This window comes from Sorangium sp. So ce375, assembly GCF_051473855.1.
Taxonomy (GTDB): domain Bacteria; phylum Myxococcota_A; class Polyangia; order Polyangiales; family Polyangiaceae; genus Sorangium.
The window spans coordinates 6,605,927-6,622,020 of the sequence record NZ_CP150335.1 but is presented as its reverse complement, the minus strand read 5'-3'; the positions used below and the strand labels follow the sequence as shown (position 1 = coordinate 6,622,020).

Here is a 16,094-nt window from a genome sequence, read left to right as displayed (position 1 = left end):
TCTCACCATCTCCCCACGAGCGAGATGCCGTCGGGGCCCAGGAGAATGCCGGTCGCGACGTCCGTTCGGCGCGAGCGCGGCTTCGCGGGCGGCGCGAGCAGCAGGAGGGCGGCACCGGTGGCGAGCGCGACGCCGCCGGCGATGAAGCTCGCCGTGGAGGCCGTGGCGGCCGCCGCGCTGTCGTCGAGCAGCGCGCCGCCTTTGGGAGTACACGCCTTCGAAGCGCCGCCCTTCGAAACATAGCAATGCTCGGTGCCCTCCCGGTTCTTCGACAGCGCGTTCATGCCGAAGCCCGCGCCGACGGCGAGCCCGACCAGGCCGACCCCGCCGGCGACGAGCCCGGCGGTGCGCAGCGGCGAGCCCAGATCGCTCATGGGCTTCCCGGTCATCGGGGCCGTCGAGTCGACCGGGGACGGCGACGTCATGTCCGGGAGCGGCGCGGTGCCGGGGAGCGGCGTGGTCGGTGCGGGGTGCGCAGTCGCCGACGGAGGCGCAGACTCCGCGCGCTCGAGCGGTGGGACAGTGACGGTGACCGTCTGTCCTTCTTGGTCTACCTTTGCTGTTGTCTCCCAGCGTTTCATACCGATGGCGGTGGCGGAGACCTTGTGCGGCCCGGGATCCACCGGGACCGCCACGCCCCACTGGGCCTCGACCAGCACGGCGTCGTCGCGCCGCACCGCGAGCCCCGGCGTGCTCCGAGCGCCGTCGGACACCACCACGGCGAGCCGCGTGAGCCGAGGCTCCAGCGCGTCCACGCGGGCGCGCGCGTACTTCTCCTTTGCTTTCTGGCCGGTCGCGGCCGTCGCGTCGACGACGTCCACGTAGTGGATCCAGGCACTGGCCAGCTGGCCGACGTGCTCCAGACAGTCGGCGAGGTAGAACCGCGTGCCGGTGCCCGGGTTGAGCTGCAGGCTCGCCTCCAGCTTCGGGCACGCCTCCGCGTACTTGCCCTGCGCCGTGAGCTCGAGTGCCTCGTCGAAGAGTGCGAGGGCGTCCGCCTTTCTCTGCTTTGCGTCGCCCGCATCGGCGTGCACGTCCGGCGCGTGGGTGACCGTCGCGAGGATGCACGCGGCGAGCCCCGCCGCACGAGCGCGGGATCGAAGTCCAGTAGCCTTGCTCAATCGGGGCGCTTTCTGAAGGGGTCGTTTGGGGACGGAGCCCGAACAGGGCGTGTGGGAGGCGATGCCGGCGTCGGTTCTACCTGGGCGGCGCGAGGAGCCACTGGAGGCTGGGCCGTCGGGGGCGGGGGCGCGCCCGTGCTGTCGACGGGGAGGTTCGTTGCTGGCAATGCAGAGGTGAGCGTTGCCGGCGTCGCCGAGTTGGTCGACATGGGCTCTGGCTGGCCAGCCCGGTGATCGTGTGTCGGCACAGCGCCGGCCATGGAGGGCTGAGCGGACGGCGGCGGCACTTCGGAGCTCGGCTGCCCCGAGAGCGCTGCCGGCTCCGGAGGTGACGCCATCAATGTCACGCCCTCTCCGGTCGGGCTGTCGTTTCGCAGCAGCCTGAAGCCCGCCATGGCGCCGAGCCCGAGCACCGCGGCGACGGCCGCGAAGACGGCGAGCGCCCCCGGAGCGCCGGATTTCTTGGGTGCGGCGCCCGCCTCCAAGGGCACTGTCGTGCTGACGCCTGAGCCGACGGCCGGTCTTCCCGTGCTCGTGTCGTTTGGGGCTCCTGCCGTCGGCATTTCCGGTGCAGGGGGTGGCGCGGCCGCGTGCACCACTGGCACGCTCGCTGCCCTGGTGGCTTGCGGCGGCGACTCGGGAGGGGGCGGTGTGGCGGCCACTGTGGTGCCTGCCCACTCTTCCGAAGGACGAGGTGCCGGCGTGAGCGCGACGGTCCCGGACGACGGCAGCGCGGGGTCGGGGGCGCGATGGTCTGCACCGGAGCCGAGCGATGTCCTGGCGTCGGGACCGATGCGGGGGAGGCGCGAGATTCGATCGGCCAGGAGCCGCGAGCCGTAGGGGCCGAACGGCGCCAGGGCTGATGCCAGGTCTGCCACCGCCGGGAAGCGCCTCTCGCGATCCTTCTGAAGGCAGCGGTCGACCACCGCTTCGAGCCCGGCGGGCACATCGGGCCGGAACTCGCGCAGAGGACGCGGGTCGGTCTGCAGCACGAGCGCGCACACCTGCGGTATCGTCTCGGCCCGGAAGGGCGCCTCTCCTGCGAGGAGCTGATAGAGGACAATGCCCAGCGACCAGATGTCCGTGCGCGCGTCCACGTTGCGGGTCGAGAGCATCTGTTCCGGCGACATGTACAGGGGTGAGCCGAGCATCGTCGCCGTCCGGGTCATGTCCTGGGTGTCCCCGGCGCTCACGAGCTTCGAGATGCCGAAGTCGAGGACCTTGAGACGCGTGCCGCCGTCCCGGGTCGCAGCGAGGAACAGATTGGCGGGCTTCAGGTCGCGGTGGATGATCCCGAGGGCGTGCGCCTCGGCGAGAACGTCGCACGCTTCAAGGACGAAGCCGACGGTCTCGGCGATGCCCAGCTTGCCCTCGTCCCGGAGCTTCGATGCGAGGTCCTGCCCCGAGAGGTGCTCCATCACGATGTACGGCGCGCCCGACTCCAATGTGTCGGCGTCGCTGATCCGCACGACGTGCTCGCTCTTGATCTTCGACGCCGCGCGCGCCTCACGAAGGAAGCGCTCGACGAGACCGGCGTCCTGCGCCATCTTGAGCCGCATGAGCTTGATCGCGACCAGCTCGTCGAGGCGAAGGTGCCTCGCGGCGAGGACGACGCCCATGCCACCCTCGCCGAGCACCTTCTCCACGCGGTACTTCCCTGCGAGGAGATCTCCGGGTCGAGCGAGCTGAGTCATGGCATACGCCTCGTTCCAGTGGTCCCAGGTGCTGCGTCACGCGATGCAGGTCCGCCGCCGTGCCTCTCGACGAGCGCGTCATGCGAGCAGGAGGGCGCCATTGTAGGAGATCCCCTGGCGACCGGGCAAGCGCTAGCGCTTAGGACGCGGAAACGGGGGACGAGCGCAAGCCTCAGGGCTTTCTGCGCACCCCTCGGCGTTACCGCGATTCCGCCCCGGCGGCGCGCTTGATCGCGCGCACGTCGCGCAGCTCTTGTACCGCCCGCCTGTTCACGAGGAAGCGCCGCGCACGTGCGTTCGATGTTCTCAGGCGGGGCGTCGAGCCACAGGGCCAGATCCTTCGTCATCCTGGGGCGTGCGTGTAGGGACACCGCATGGTCGCCGACCACCAGGTACCGCACCCCCGCATCCGCGAATGCCGAAAGCATCTAGACCAAATCGAGGGGCAGGTACATCGGGATGTCGTGAGCTCTACGCGGTCAGCGAAAGCGCGATGGAGGCACCGAAGCGCGCCGCCGCGGCCTTGCCTGATCCCAGAACGCCTGGTCAGCCGCGTCAAGCTCGGCGTGGCTTCCCACGCGGCCCCCTGTCTAGTCGCGTTTTGCTCGCCGTCCTCGGCCTCACGGTGCCAGAATAGCAGGCTCTTCGCCCCCGTCCCGCCATCGTCTAGAAAGCCACGCCGGGCGGGAGCGTCGCCTTTACGGGAATGCCCACGATGAGGCCGCGAATGCCGTCGCATGGGAAAACGTGCGCGGTGCCATGATGCGCTATCAAGCATGAACATCCTCGTTCTGCTTCTCATTGTGCGTGCCGAGTCCATAGAGACGCTTCAGCATGGCTATTCCTGTGGCGGTTCCGCACGTCTTGCCGAATAATTGACAGGCGAGCGGAGCGCAGCGACTGCGGCACCTGCCAGTTGGGCGGCCGAATAGCCCGACCACTGGCAGCCGTACTCTCGAAGTCGAAGCTCAGTAGAGATCGGGAAGCTTACGTCCTCTTTTCGCATATCGAATATTAAGGAAATTAAGCTGCGGAAGTTCCGGCAATTCGGTGTGCGTGGAGATTTTACTGCCAATGAGTAATCAGATGGACAGGCTGTTCAAGCGGCGGGTGCTCATCCTGATGTGGGCGCCGCTCTTGAGACCTCGCGTCCCCGGCATCGCGAGGAGATCGGGCTTGACAACCGGGAGCGCATCGGGCTCTCCTTATGCTCTGGGCGACGGGAGGAGATTTGCGCGATGGTTGCGACGAACAAGGGGAAGGGAGGGCCCGTGGGCGGTGGACAACACGTCGTGTCCCAGGGCGAGTGCATCTTCTCCATCGCGGCTCGCTATGGGCACCGCTGGAGCGACCTGTGGGATCACGAAGCGAACAGCTCTCTGCGGGTCACCCGGAAGAACCCCGCAGTACTGCTGCCGGGCGACCTTGTGACCATCCCACCTGCGAGCCCTCCTTCGCTCTCGATCCAGGAGGGGCAGACCCACCGGTTCAAAATTCGCGCCCAGACGCGGCTCAAGCTGAGATTTGTGCATGGCGCTGCGGTCCTGAGTAACAAGCCCGTTATGGTCCGCACGCTCAATGGACGCGATATCGAGACGCAGACAGACAAATATGGGTGCATCGATGTCGCGATCCCACTTCACGCGCGCCGGGTCATCGTATCGCTCGGAGAGCGGGGAGAGCTCGGATACTACGTAGTCGGGGTAGGCTACCTGGATCCAGTGGCGACGATCTCTGGCATCCAGGGGCGGCTCCGCAATCTCGGTCTCTATTTCGGGGAAGTGGACGGCGAACCCAGCCCGCTCCTCGAGACGTCAATCCGGCGCTTCCAGCAGCAGCAAGGGCTCAATGCGACGGGGGAGATCGACGACCCGACCCGCGACTCACTCGTCAGCGAACACGGGTGTTGAGCGCCGATCAGGGTCGGAAGTTGCCACTCTGTGGGTTCGGCGTGTGCCCATCGGCGAATGGGTCTTCGGCGTTCCGTCGGGCGTAGGGGTTGCGAACGCCCGCATCGCGGCTGATGGTACCCAGGCCTCCGCTGATCCTCTGCGCAAACAGCGGTCGATTGCGCGCGCTCCAGTCCGTACTTACCCACGTGCCGGTCGCCCAGCTTCGGTTCCTGAGAGGGGCAGTGGGAAAGTTGGGAGAGAGACCAAAACATTCTTGCCAGATGATCTTGCATTGGTTGGAGAAGAACGGCTGTGCGTCAGCTGGGCTGCTCTCAGCAGAACTACACATGATCGACGGGATGAAAGCCGCCAAGCGCTCTTCGTGCGCCTCACTGCCGGTGCTGCTGGCCGACGAGACCACCAGACATTCGTGCATCATGCCCAGTGAATGGGCGATCTCGTGAAGGATGATCGTTCCGATCGTTTGGGCGGCCTTGGTAATCGTGCGCTCGAACTCCGACATTGCGAGTTGGGTCGTCTGATCTCTGGGTAGTGGCGGCGTTGCGACATCGCGGAAGAATGCGGCCCTCACCCGGATAGGGGCGGTGACGCGCTTCGTACCGCCTCCGATCGGGAACGATGTGGGCAGCCAATAATCCCACTCCTGACCTTCTACCATGAGCGTTTGTGTCGGTACGCCCTCAGCGTCGGTTGCTTCGCCACGGCCGACCGTCGAGAGCGACGGGGAAGACACCACGAAGAAAGTGAAGAACGTAATGGTGACATGTTCAAGACGTGATGCCTTATCATAGAGGTCGCTCAGCGCGTGGGACGCGTCGAGCTGTTCGCGGATAAGGATCTGCGGGTCGGTGAAGCCCGCGTCGATGAGACGATCGCGGATCAAATTCACAGCTGCATTGCGAGCGATGGGGATCAAATGCCGGATCACCTCGTCGCGCGTCGGAAGAGAGGCCAGAGCAGGCGCCGTCCACCAGGCGTTCTGATGATGATGGAACAGCTCGCGAAACAGCTCCTCACGGAGCACCACGCGGATCTTCTGATCGGCGGGGAGCGCAGCGTAGGATTGGAAGTTCGAGCTCTCCTGTCGCCGTGGATCCGGCGTAGGATTCGGGTGTGGGATCGGCAGCAATGTGGAGATGGATTCGGCATGCCACTCCGCCGTGTGAAGCTTTCGTATCCCACGTGCCAGATAGTGACGGTGGTAGAGCACCGCGCAGCCCACCAGCTCGTCGGTATAGCGGGAACCGTCGGTCGTCTGCACCTCTCCGTTGCGTCTGATCGGGAGGTTCAGCACCTGGGACGGATGCTCGAGCTTGCTCGGCGACGATTCGAGACCATATTCTGCGAACGCTTGGATCTCGAGATGGTCCCCCTCATTCGACGCCACAAAGAATGGGAAGCAGATGGGAAATTTTCGGTTCAAAAAGAACAGAAGGAAGTAGTCACCGCCGACGAACGGCAGACACTCCGGCTCGAATCCACGGACCTCCCATGCCGGCTCCGGAGGAATGCGCTCGTCGGGCGCCGCGCCGATCTCGAAGGTGACGGCGAAAGTGTCCGCGCGCTGCCCCGGACGGCGGTGCCAGGTACCCTGGAAAATTGCGAGCAGACGCGGCTCTTGCTCCTCGGCTGCGGCGTTCCGCTCGGTGACCTCGAAAAGCTTAATCCTTCCTGGATCGCCGTCGGTTATGGCGCTGTCATCGCCGGCGATCTCAAGGGCTACACCCAGACGACCGTGTGCGGGGCGCCCCGTGGCACCGATCGGAAGACGAAAGCGGAGGATGAGCGGCATAGGGTGGACCTCCGTTAGCGGCGATCGTTCCTCAGGGCACGAAGGCGTAGCGGCCAGGGGTCGTACACGATGGACCGATCGTCGTCGTAGTAGAGTGGAATTAATTCGCGCGTGCCGCGGCACGTGATCTCATAGCCATCATCGGGGAGACGGTCATGATAGAGGACACCGTCACTATCGGTGATGCCCTGCACCAAGTGCCGGGTGGTCACGCCACGGAGCGTGTAGCTCACGCCCGAGAGCGGCTCGCGGTACGCATGGTCAAAGAGCTGAAGGTACACCCACGGCCCGCCGAAGCCCACGGTGTTGTATTCGACCTGATCGCCGTCTGCACGGGCCACGTAGAGGGTTGGGTGAAGATTTTGTGGCATATTCGTCGCTCCGTCCGCCAATTCCCGAATTCTACCTTAATACCTCGCAGGCTGAAAGGGCATCCGTTCGGCGCGGCTCATTGCTCCTCCACATCAATGAAGTCGGGGAACGTGATGGACGCCACGCCTTCGATCTCGAGCACGGCCGTGCCGTGCTTGTCGAGGATGCCAGTGATCTGCGAGCCGTCGCTCAGTGTTAGGCGGTACCGTTCGTATGCCATGGGGTTGTTCCCCTCGTCGACCAGCTCGATTCGTGTACGCGTGAGCGATGCCTCCAGAATTGACTCGGATACAGACTCTGCGGAGCCGAGCTTGACCTTGGTGCCGCCGACCTTCGCCTCCTCGGTGAGACGTACGCTTGCGCCGGAGGACACCAGGAGGATTTTGCCGTCGGAGGCAACGAGCGCTCGTCTTTTGGCTCGAACCTTCACCTCGTCTTCGCCTAGCTTGACGCCGCTGCCGTCTGCCTGGATCGTGATTGATGGTGATGAAAGCTCGATCCGGTCACTGGCGAGGCGGATGGTGCTGTAACCGCAGCGAAGAACGATCTCCTTCTCGGAGACGATCTCCGTTGTTTCGACGCTTGTGAAGCGCGATGGCCCCTCGGTATGGAGTACGTGCGATCGTAGCGAATTGTGCTCTCCGACGACTGTCGTGGAGCAGCCGCGAACGCGCGTGGTGCAGTCGCTCTCGACCGTAACCTTGCACGTTCCGACGACTTCGCCATGCGCATGACCGCCGATCGCGAGACTCGCGTCCTTTGTGATGGTCTGCTCGATTCGGCCCCGAACGACGTCGAAAAGGTTGCCTTGCACCGTCGAGGAACGATCCCTCTCAACCACCGACGTCTCGCTACCACCGACGGTATGCGTCAGGTTACCACCGACACTGCTCAAGCTGTTACCCCCCACCAGCGTGAATCGGTTACCCCCCATGTGCTCGGTTCGGTTCGCGCCGATGCGCGTCGTCTCATCGTTCTCGACCGCGATATCGAGGTCCTTCTGTGCATGGACATGCACCCGTTCGTGCCCGCGCCGATCCTCGAAGCTCAGCTCGTTGTGCCCGCCGCCCCCGCGGGTCGTCTGCGTCACGAGCCCGCTCTTCGTCTTGCTCGCAGGCAGCGCAAACGGGTGCGGGTGCTGCGCGTTGTAGACGCACCCGGTCACCATGGGCCGGTCGACGTCACCGCCGACGAAGGTCACGAGCACCTCCATCCCCACGCGCGGGATGAACTGGAACCCCCATCCCGCCCCGGCCCACGCCTGCGCGACGCGGATCCAGCAGGAGCTGCTCGGGTTGTTCTCGCCCTCGCGGTCCCAGTGGAAGTGAACCTTGATCCGCCCGAGCTCGTCAGTATGGATCTCCTGTCCCGGGGGGCCCACGACGGTCGCGGTCTCCACCACCTGCCGGAGCTCGCGCCGTGGCCGCCGCGGGCGAAACGCCACGTCGAGCGGCACGCACCGGAACGTATTCCGGTAGGTCTCCCGCGCCTCGTCCTGACCGGTCTGCCGCTCCGGAACGCAGCCATCGTGGTCGACACGGAAGATCGTGTAGCGCCCGTCGTGCCCCTCCGCCGGGCAGCCGCGTAGCTCGAACCAGCGCCCCGGTAAGATCCGGCGGCATCGGGTCTCGCCCTCGCCGACGGATGCGCCTGTTCGGTGCTGCTCCAGGTGGAGCCGCGCGACCGCGTTATCGAGCCGGGATCGCTCCCTCTCGCCGCGATGGTCGTACACCCGGACCTGCGCCGGATCGAACGCATCCTCCCTCGCGGCGACGCGGGCCTCCGCGCGCAGATCGAACGCCGGTCGGACGAAGTCGAAATCCTTGAGGAGCACCGCGCCCGGCCGCACCTCCTGCCGCACGCGAAAGCGGCGCACGTCGCCCTCGCGCGTGGACAGGCCGTCGCCCTCGCGGGCCTCGAGCGCCGGCTCACCGTCGATCGCCTTCACGAGGTGAGGGTCGTCCGCGAAGACGATCACCTCGCGCTCGCCCACACCCGCATCGTCCGGGTGCTCGAAGTGGAAGAAGATGCCCTCGTCCGCGAGGATGCGCTGCAGGAAATCGAGATCGCTCTCCTGATACTGCACGCAGTACGCCCGCGGCGCGTGCTCCTGCGCGAGGTGCCACCGGCGGGGCAAGCCCCAGTCGTCGAGGATCCGGTCGACGATCCCGGGCACCGTGAGGTCCTGGAAGATCCGGCTGTTCCTGCCGCGCCCCGCGAGCCACAGCCGCGGCGCCAGCCACAGCCGGTAGCCGTGCCGGCCGCCTTGATCGCCGAGCGCGCTCTCCGCCTCGATGCGGCGCACGATCCCGTGCACCGTGCGTCCCTCGCCCGGCCCGGAGAGGAGCGCGAGTCGCGCCGGTTGCCCGAGGAGATCGCGCTCGAGCGCGGAAGGCGCGTGCTCGACGCGGGCAAGGAGGATCTCGAAGCGGTATAGCCGCGAGATCTGCTCCGTGCCGCGGATGCTGACGACGGGGAGATCGGCCGGGGACCAGCGATCGGCCGTGAGCGTGAACGGTGCGATGCCCGCGGAAGAACCTGTCGACGTGAATGCGGCGACCATCGCGAACGATGGTAGTCTAGCGGACATCAGCATGGCTCCTCTTTCGATCGCCTCTGGTGACGTCTCCTGTGCGGTGGTGCCCTTCCGGTACCAGAAGCGGCTCTGGACCACCGTCGTCGTCAAGGCACGCTTTGCATTCGTCCCAGGCGGAATAGCAACGCACTCCGGGGCGGCCGAGATCCGGTCGGAGGAGCGGCAGTTCGATGGCCACCCCTCGCGCAGCATCGAGAGGGCGAGCGATCTCGCGCCCTATCTCCCGCGCTGCGACGTGACATTCGTCGGCCACGCGTACCCGCCCGGCGGTAGCCCAGCGCCTGCGATGTCGGCGCGGATCGGCCTTGCCCGCGACGGCCGGCCGGTGCTCGACAAGGTGGTCCACGTCTTCGGCGACCGCGGCCCCGCCGGTCCGAAGCCGTTCGAGCGCATGTCGCTGGTCTATGAGCGCGCCTTCGGCGGCCCAGGCGAGCCGAACCCGGTCGGGAAGGCGACTCCCAACCTCGTCGATCCGGCCGACCCACGGCGGCCCGCTGGCTTTGCCCCGATCTCGCGGCTGTGGCTCGCGCGCAGGCGGCTGCTCGGGAGCGCCGATCCTCGTGCTCTGGAAGCACCGATCGCCGATATCCCCGACGCGATGCCGTGGGGGTACTTCCAGGCAGCGCCGCCGGACCAGCTGGTCGACCACCTGCGAGGCGACGAGTGGCTGGTCCTCGACGGTCTGCATCCCACCTTGCCCCGCGTGCAGACCCGCCTGCCGTCGGCCCGGGGCGTGGCCCGCGTGATCGCGCGATCCGCGGGCTCGCCGCCGGTCGAACGGCCGGTCGAGATGGTCTGTGACACGCTGGCGATCGACGGGGATCGCCAGGAGTTTGCGCTCGTGTGGCGCGGCCGTGTCGAGGTGCCCGGCGGGGAGGATGCGCTGCCGTCGCTCGTGGTGGCGGCAGCGCTCGAGGTGCCGGGCCGCGACGTGGACTGGGCTCGACTGTGGGCCCAGGCTCCAGCGCTGTCCGTGTCGTCGTCGGCGCTGGCCACGACGAGCGCCCTGGAGAGCCAGGGGACGGTGGCGCTGCGGCCCGAGCAGCAGGTGACCGCGGCGGCGAAGGCGGTCGTGCCGTTCCCGGTCGTGGAGGCGGGTGGCGCGACCGTTCCGTGGAGGTTCGACGCGACGCCGTGGGGGGGTGGGCCGCTCTCGCCTCCGCCCGCGCCGGCAGGCGAGACGACGCTTGGACCGGTGACCGCGAAGCGAGAGGAGGCGGGCGAGGGGACGCTAGCGTTATGGCCCGAGCTGCAGGCTGCCGTGAGGCCTCGAGAGGTAGCGCCGTTCCCGATCGTGCCGGCCGGAACGTCCGGTCCGGTCGCGCCGGTCCCCGGTGCGCCGTGGGGGCCGCTCACAGCGCCGTTGCAGACGCCGATCGCAGGCGAGGGAACGCTGTCGCTCGGCGAGAGCGTGCTGCCGCCCGTACCGCCCCCTATTGCGGCATCGTCGCCTGTGGTGCCGCCGCCTATTGCGGCACCGCCGCCTGCGCCGCCGCCTATGGCCGCGCCCCCGCCCCTGTCGCCGCCGATTGCGGCACCGCCGCCCGTGCCGCCGTTGATGGCCTTTCCATCGCCCATCGTCGCGCCGCCGCCCGGCGCGCATGTGCCGCCATCCATCGCCTCGCCGCGCGCTGCTTCCCCTGCCGTAGTCGCTCAGGTGCGTCCCCCTGCACCTGCGGCACCGCCGCCTTCGCCGGTGGTCCCGCCACCCGCGTCTGGCTCACCGGAGGCGCTGCTGGCGAAGCTGCGTGCGGCCGGCGCGAGCGAGCGCGACGTCGAGGCGCTCCAGCGAGCGCTGAAGCCGCCCTCTCCGCCGCCGGATGACGACTGAGCGGGCCGGCAACGCCGCGCGAGCGAGTCGCGGCGAGCTCGCTGGGCTGCTCCGAGCGTTGAATCTGGCATCGCCGCCGACGGCCGCTTGAACCCTCCCGCCGCCGACACGTCGGAGCCCACGATCGAGGCTCGTGACGCCCTCCTCGGCCAATCTTAATCCACGTCGACGTCCGTGCCTGGATCGGTGATCCGGATGCTCCCGGTCCAGGCGCAGCGGCAGGTCGAGTCACCGGTGAGCGCGTTGTGCTCGGCGATCGTCACGAGGGAGGAGCCGGGCGACCACGGCGCTGCGATCACCGGGACGCAGGGCATCGGGGTGAGGACCCCCTTCGCTGCGGCGGTTGCGGACGCGACTTGCGGGTTTGCCAGCGTCTTGCACATACCGAACGGCGCGATATTGGCCATCGGCTGGAAGTCCATCACCGTCGCCGCGGGCGCCTCGTCAGCGTCGGTCCCGTTCGCGGGAAGCACGGTGAGCGCGGAGGGGGACAGTCCCTCGCTGCACTCGAGCTTCGCTCCGTTGATCACCAGCTTGGGCACGGGGTCCTCGGACGCGGACGCGCTGGAGATCGCGCCGTCCGGAGCGCGAATTCTAGGTGCGAGCACGGCGCGGTGGCAAGCGGCCACACGCGGCGGCACGGCAGGCACGAACCATTTCGTGCCGAACAGAACCGTCGCGGAAGGTTGTGGTGGCGCGCATCTTCCGTACGCACACGGCAGGCCGAGGATCGCATAGTACAGACAGGCGGCTGCAAGGCGTGATCGCCGGCGAGGGCCAACCTCAGAGGAGGAGCGATGCACCGCAACCCCGGACCTGGCTCGACGCAGACGCCACACACCCACGGAAGGGGACCGATGTACCAGAGTGAGCAGTTCAAGGAAATGTCATCGGCCTCGCAAGCGCCGACCGCCCGGCGTCCCACGCCGCCGCCGCGCTGGCGTCGGCTCCGGTTCCTCGTGCTCTCCGTCGCCGTGCTCTACCTCCTCGTGGTCGTCTCGATCTGGATCGCCCTGCCCATCGTGGGCGACCGGTGGTGGCCAGGGACGCTCTTCCTCTTTGGCCCGCGCCGGATCATCGCCCTCCCTCTCCTCGCGATCGTGCCCGCCGCGCTCCTCGTGCAGCGCCGCGCCCTCCTCCCGGCGGCGCTGGCGTCGGCGATCGTGGTCGGGCCCATCCTTGGCTTCACGCTCTCGCTCCGGGCCCTCGCCGGAGGAACCGCCCGCGCCGATCTGCGGGTCGCTTCCCTCAACACGGGGAGCCGCACCACGATCCTCGATCGACTCAAGGGCTTCGTGGCCGACACCCGGCCCGACGTGCTCGCGCTGCAGGAATGCATGGTGCCAGAGTCGGAGCTGACCGCAGCATTTCCGGGGTGGTCCGTCTACGTCGAGGACGGGATGTGCCTTGTGAGCCGACATCCTCTCCTCAAGGTCGAGTCCAGGGATCGCAGCGACGTCTGGCGTGCCGGCGGCAACGGCGCGATCCTCCGCTACGCGATCGCGCTGCCGGACGCGCCAGGGCCGAGCTCAGAGGAGCCGCGCGGTCCCCGTGTCTTCAGCTTCCTCAACCTACACCTGGAGACGCCGCGCGAGGGGATCGAGGCGCTGATGCGCGGCCTATGGAAGGAGGAAGCGGAGCACGACCGCGTCATCGCGCTGCGTGTCTGGGAGTCCGAGCTCGCGCGGCAGTGGGTCGACGAGGCGCCTTATCCGGCCGTCATCGCCGGCGACTTCAACATGCCGGTAGACAGCGCCATCTACCGGCGCTTCTGGGCAGGCTTCGAGAACGCGTTCTCGCGCGCCGGCCTGGGGTTTGGCTTGACGAAGCGGACGCGCTGGTTCGGCGTCCGCATCGACCACGTGCTCGCCGGGCCCGGCTGGACGGCCGAACGCGCGTGGATCGGCCCGGACCTCGGCTCGGATCACCGCCCCATCGTCGCCGACCTGCGCTGGAGCGGTACCCCGCGCGAAGGGCGTGCGGAGCGCTAGCGCCGCGTCGCCGCGAGGACGAGCAGGGGCAGCTCGCGCCGCCCCGTCATGCGCGCGCGGGACGCGGGCCGCACAGCGGGCGCAGCGCGTCGCGCTCGGCCGTGGACAGCACCGTGACCGGGTACTTCGGATCGCCGCTCTCCCGATCGAAGAACGGATGCGGCCACGCCTTGCCGCGGAGCTTCCAGCCGAGCAGCTTCCGGACCGCGTGCGCGAGGAGGCGCACGTTGGGCCTCACCGACCCGGGCGGCGGCTCGCCGATCGCGAACTTGCCCAAGATCCCGCCGCGCGACGCGCCGAAGACCTCGTCGCACGGGCGCGCGCCCGGGGCTTGCTGGAACAGCTCGGTGGCGATGCCGATGAACGGCAGCCGCGGCGTCAACGTGTTGCCGAGCGGCGTCTTGCAGCAGCTCGCGTACCAGCGATAGAGGCCCTTGGGCGTCAGGCGCGCGGCCGCGATGAGCTCGGCGCCGCGGTCGAACGAGATGGCCGAAGGAGCCGCCTGCACGATGTCCGTGCCGCCGTGCTCGTCAAGCAGCTCGGCGCGGCCGAGATGGTGCAGGAACGCCTGACAGTCGTCGCAGTAACAGACGGCGCGGTTCACCGCGCTCGGCGATGCACCGCGGAGCCATCCGTGGACCTTTCCGCAGCGACACTGGAGCTCGACGTCTCGGGACATGGACCTCGCCTACCACGTCCTGAGGCGCGACGCGCGCGCCTCGTGTCGTGCGGCACGAACGCGGCGGCGAGGTCGGCACCGCCGAGCACCCGTCCTCCGCCCGGCTGCGCTCCTGGCGCGGAGCGATCCAACGTCATCAATGCATGGCGCGGAGGCGAGGAGGGGGCAGCGGCTCTGTCGCGGATGCGACGTGCGCCCCCTCCTCGTGTGCGGTCCGGCGCCGCCTCGGCCTGCGAGCTTTGCCGCCGGCTCTGCAGCCGGTCAGCGATCGAGGAAGTCCATGAGCCAGGCCATGGCCGGCCGCATGGTGCCGTTCGTCTGCTGGAGGCCTGTGTTGGCCCTCCAGGTGGAGCCGACGATGTAACCCCACAACGTGATGCCCGGGACGGAGGGATGATTCCAGAACATCGTGAACTGTTCCTGCATCACCCGGCGCTGCTCCTCGTCGTTCGCGATCCCGATGTCGTACTCGGTGATGTACACGGGCTTGCCGAGCGAGGCGAGCTTGTCGATGTACCCCTTCACGGTGTTCGTGTTGAGCTTGTATGCGTCGTGGGCCTGCGCGCCGAGCGCGTCGACCGGGGCACCCGCGTTGATGACCGCCCTCGCGATCCGCATGAAGTTCTGGTGATCGCCCTCGTACTCGATGTTGTTGTAGTCGTTGAGGATCAGCTTCGCGTTCGGGCAGAACTCGCGAGCCCACTTGAAGGAGTTGACGATCCAGTCATAACCGCTGGCGCCGTCGCCACCGATGCCGTTCTTGTAAGAGGGCGTCGTGTGGGGCGGCGGCTCGTTGACCACGTCGATGTACTTCGCGTCGGGGTAGCGCGCGCAGAACGACCGCATCCAGTCCCTCACCGCCGCCTGCTGCTCCGACCCGGAGATGCTCGCGAGCCAGTCGGGTTGCTGGCTGCCCCATACGAAGGTGTGCTGCTTGAACACGATGCCGTTGTCCTTCGCATATTTGTAGATCGCGTCGAGCTTGCTCCAGTCCTTCTGGCCGCGCACCCTCTCGACCGAGCTCCACTTGCCCTCGTTCTCGGGCGTGATCTGGTTCCAGTAATTCGCGAAGCCGGTGCGCACGGCGCCGTTCGTCGTGATGTTGCCCACGAACTTCCCGCCGGTCGTGCCGCCCCCCGAGCCGCCGGAGCCGCCCGAGCCACCGGAGCCGCCCGAGCCGCCGGAACCACCCGAGCCACCGGAACCACCCGCGCCACCGGAGCCGCCTGCGCCGCTGCTCGTCGAGGAACTCGACGACGAGCTAGAGCTGCTGCTCGACGACGAGGAAGTGCTCGAGGTGGTGCTCGTGCCGCCATTGCCCTTCACCGACACGATCGTGGGCATCCCGGTGCCGTTCGCGCAGAAGCCCCATGTCGTCGCGCGGCCCGCGGCCAGCGAGCCATTGTAGCTCTCGTTGGTGACGTTCAGCTGCCCGCCCGACGTCGTAGAGCGCGCGTTCCACAGGTTGGCCAGCGTCGAGCCGTTGAGCCCGACGACCAGGCCCCAGGAGGTGGCCGCGCTGTTGCTCGTGTTCGTCACCGTCACGTTCGCGCAATACCCGCTGCCCCATTGCGACTGGAGCGCGAGCTCGGCCTTCATCGTGTTGTCCGGGCTGCTCAACCCGGCCTCGAGGGCGTCGCTGTCTTCCAGGTCAGCCGGCTCCATGGTGCAGGCGAGCAGGCAGCACGCGAACGAAACGGAGATGTGGCCAAGTAAGCGATGGATACGCATCAAGGTTCTCCATGACCCGGGCCGGCCGAACTGCAGACTTCTGTTGAAAGCGGAATAGGTGAAACAGAGTTTCGTCTGCGAGCCCTGCCGCCCATCGGGTCGATTTGTAAGTTTGCGGCCAGGTCGATTTCGGACACCGTCGTGTCCGCCATCTACAATGGCCGTTGCACGATCACACCGTGACTGTTCAAGAAAGCATCACACATGTCATGCGCGGCGTGAGACGAGGCCGAGCATGACATGTGACTAAAGCACGCAAATGCGATCCGAAGTCAAGGGCTTCATGCGAGCGGCTTTCTGATACAGCCGTGTTGCATTATCTGGCTTTCGACGGAACGAGGTGTGCGCCGTCCGCGCGCCTGAAAATGCACGAG

Annotated in this window: 11 protein-coding genes; 3 read left to right on the top strand and 8 right to left on the bottom strand. The window is 67.5% G+C overall.

The features are described 5' to 3' along the window. Positions 1–2: 2 nt before the first annotated feature. A complete protein-coding gene (locus WME90_RS24475; RefSeq protein ID WP_437274392.1) occupies positions 3–1,121 on the bottom strand; it encodes a hypothetical protein in 1,119 nt (372 codons plus the stop codon). Continuing rightward, positions 1,118–2,815, bottom strand: coding sequence for a protein kinase domain-containing protein (locus tag WME90_RS24470; RefSeq protein WP_437274391.1), 1,698 nt, complete (start codon positions 2,813–2,815; stop codon positions 1,118–1,120). The genes WME90_RS24475 and WME90_RS24470 overlap by 4 nt, the downstream gene beginning before the upstream one ends. A 1,238-nt stretch (positions 2,816–4,053) precedes the next feature. Here WME90_RS24470 and WME90_RS24465 point away from each other — a divergent pair. Then, positions 4,054–4,725 (top strand): peptidoglycan-binding protein, encoded by a 672-nt coding sequence (locus WME90_RS24465; protein WP_437274390.1) that lies wholly within the window; start codon positions 4,054–4,056, stop codon positions 4,723–4,725. A 7-nt stretch (positions 4,726–4,732) separates the two neighbouring features. Here WME90_RS24465 and WME90_RS24460 read toward each other — a convergent pair whose 3' ends face one another. The 3 genes from WME90_RS24460 to WME90_RS24450 are packed head-to-tail and all read right to left on the bottom strand — an operon-like array spanning position 4,733 to position 9,455. Then, positions 4,733–6,520, bottom strand: a complete 1,788-nt coding sequence (locus WME90_RS24460) for a hypothetical protein (RefSeq protein ID WP_437274389.1) — start codon at positions 6,518–6,520, stop codon at positions 4,733–4,735. Between the two features lie 14 nt (positions 6,521–6,534). Beyond that, on the bottom strand, positions 6,535–6,912 hold the full coding sequence (locus WME90_RS24455) for a hypothetical protein (RefSeq protein ID WP_437274388.1): 378 nt from the start codon (positions 6,910–6,912) through the stop codon (positions 6,535–6,537). Between the two features lie 56 nt (positions 6,913–6,968). Next, positions 6,969–9,455: a type VI secretion system Vgr family protein gene (locus tag WME90_RS24450; protein ID WP_437283654.1), complete on the bottom strand. Its 2,487-nt coding sequence runs from the start codon at positions 9,453–9,455 to the stop codon at positions 6,969–6,971. Positions 9,456–9,486: 31 nt separating this feature from the next. On the opposite strand from WME90_RS24450, the gene WME90_RS24445 reads away from it, so the two are divergent. Next, the gene (locus WME90_RS24445) at positions 9,487–11,319 is read left to right on the top strand and encodes a DUF2169 domain-containing protein (RefSeq protein ID WP_437274387.1); all 1,833 of its coding nucleotides are present in this window, start codon (positions 9,487–9,489) and stop codon (positions 11,317–11,319) included. 155 nt (positions 11,320–11,474) lie between these two features. Here WME90_RS24445 and WME90_RS24440 read toward each other — a convergent pair whose 3' ends face one another. Then, on the bottom strand, positions 11,475–11,861 hold the full coding sequence (locus tag WME90_RS24440) for a DUF4280 domain-containing protein (RefSeq protein ID WP_437274386.1): 387 nt from the start codon (positions 11,859–11,861) through the stop codon (positions 11,475–11,477). Positions 11,862–12,176: 315 nt separating this feature from the next. Here WME90_RS24440 and WME90_RS24435 point away from each other — a divergent pair, with 315 nt between their 5' ends. Then, the gene (locus WME90_RS24435) at positions 12,177–13,310 is read left to right on the top strand and encodes an endonuclease/exonuclease/phosphatase family protein (protein ID WP_437274385.1); all 1,134 of its coding nucleotides are present in this window, start codon (positions 12,177–12,179) and stop codon (positions 13,308–13,310) included. A 46-nt stretch (positions 13,311–13,356) separates the two neighbouring features. On the opposite strand, the gene WME90_RS24430 is transcribed toward WME90_RS24435, so the two are convergent. Together WME90_RS24430 and WME90_RS24425 are read right to left on the bottom strand one after the other, a co-directional pair. Then, complete coding sequence (locus tag WME90_RS24430; protein WP_437274384.1) at positions 13,357–13,989, bottom strand: DUF6151 family protein; 633 nt, start codon at positions 13,987–13,989, stop codon at positions 13,357–13,359. Between the two features lie 261 nt (positions 13,990–14,250). Beyond that, positions 14,251–15,654: an endo-1,4-beta-xylanase gene (locus WME90_RS24425; RefSeq protein WP_437274383.1), complete on the bottom strand. Its 1,404-nt coding sequence runs from the start codon at positions 15,652–15,654 to the stop codon at positions 14,251–14,253. Positions 15,655–16,094: the final 440 nt, after the last annotated feature.